At 32.7% G+C, this 1,716-nt stretch carries 1 protein-coding gene; it reads left to right on the forward strand.

The window, feature by feature from the left end; genetic code table 11:
* Positions 1 to 1,716: non-ribosomal peptide synthetase (locus BM024_RS13580; RefSeq protein ID WP_143077795.1), on the forward strand; the 1,716-nt coding region annotated here is incomplete at both ends.

Consider the following 1,716-nt stretch of genomic DNA (forward strand, 5'->3'; position numbering starts at 1 on the left):
GTTCTATATGTCAACAAGAAGGCGTTACGCTGTTTATGCTAATGTTATCAGCCTTTAAGGTATTGTTATCCCGTTATAGTGGACAGGAAGATATTTGTGTAGGGACACCAATAGCGAATAGAACGCAATCAGAGTTAGAGGGCATGATTGGTTTTTTTGTCAATACCTTAGCACTTCGCAGTGATTTAAGTGGTAATCCAAGTTTTAAAGCTTTATTGTCAAGAATAAAACAGACTACTCTGGAGGGTTATGACCATCAATTAGCACCTTTTGAAAAGGTTGTAGAGCGTGTAGTTAATACCCGTGATATGAGCATGACACCATTATTTCAGGTGTTATTTGTTTTACAGAACACTCCTAAAGAATCTAAAGATATATCCTTAGAAGGATTTACCTTGTCGGAATATGAGTTTGATATGGTTAGTTCTAAGTTTGATTTAAATATGGTGATTTCTGAATTTGAAGAAGTCATTACATTAAATTTAGAATATAGCACAACTTTGTTTGATAAGGATACTATTGATCGGATGATATTGCATTACCAAAATTTGCTGCAAAGCATAATAAGCGATATCACACAGCCAATAGATAGTTTGTCAATATTAACCAAAAAGGAAGAGATACAATTATTAGACGTTTTCAATGATACTTTTACAGAGTACCCCAAAGACAAAACAATATTAGATTTATTTTCGGAACAGGTAAAAAACACTCCTGATGCAATTGCTGTAGTTTTTGAAGGTCAGGCATTAACCTATAAGGAATTAGATCAAAGTTCGAATCAGTTGAGTCATTATTTATATGGACAAGGAGTAATTACAGATAGTTTAGTCGGAATTTGTTTAGATCGTAACTTGGAAATGGTTATTGGTATTTTAGGGATATTAAAATCAGGAGGAGCTTATGTTCCCATTGATCCGGAATATCCAAGTGATCGTGTAGCTTATATGCTTAAGGATGCTAGTATTAAAACAGTGTTGAGCAGCAATACTACTGGTGGCTTATTAGAGAGGTATGAAGGTTTATCGATTTTATTATTGGATACTGATTGGGATCTTATTTCAGGCTATTCAACAGAGAATTTGAATAAAGTAATAGCTCGAGATGATTTAGCATATGTTTTATATACTTCAGGAAGCACAGGAAAGCCAAAAGGTGTAATGATGTCTCATTATGCATTATTCAACTTGATATGTAATAATAATCAATTAGGTATTTCTAATCAAAGGGTGACACAATTGTCAAGTATAAGTTTTGATATGTCATTTCAGGAAATATTTTTTGTAATTACACAAGGGGGAGAATTATATATAGTTCCATCAGAAACTAAGAAAGATTTAGCTGGTTTAGCAAATTTTATTAAGAACAAGAATATTGAAACAATGTTTCTTCCAACAGCTTTTTTTATATTTCTTGGAGCCGAGGGTTTTTTCGAAAAAATAGATTCAGTAAAAGACCTTATTGTAGCAGGAGAGCAATTGAAATTGTCTGAAAATGTAAAAAAATATTTCAAGCAACAAGGTGTTATGTTGCACAACCATTATGGTCCAACAGAAACGCATGTTGTAACAACAGACATTATAGACTACAAAAATAGAAGTGACGAAGACGAAACTATATCAATAGGAAAGCCAATAGCCAATACCCAAATTTATATTCTTAACAATAGTTTAGATTTATTACCTATTGGAGTTGCCGGAGAATTATGTATTGGAG

The sequence above is a fragment of the Myroides guanonis genome, assembly GCF_900114085.1.
Taxonomy (GTDB): Bacteria; Bacteroidota; Bacteroidia; order Flavobacteriales; family Flavobacteriaceae; genus Flavobacterium; species Flavobacterium guanonis.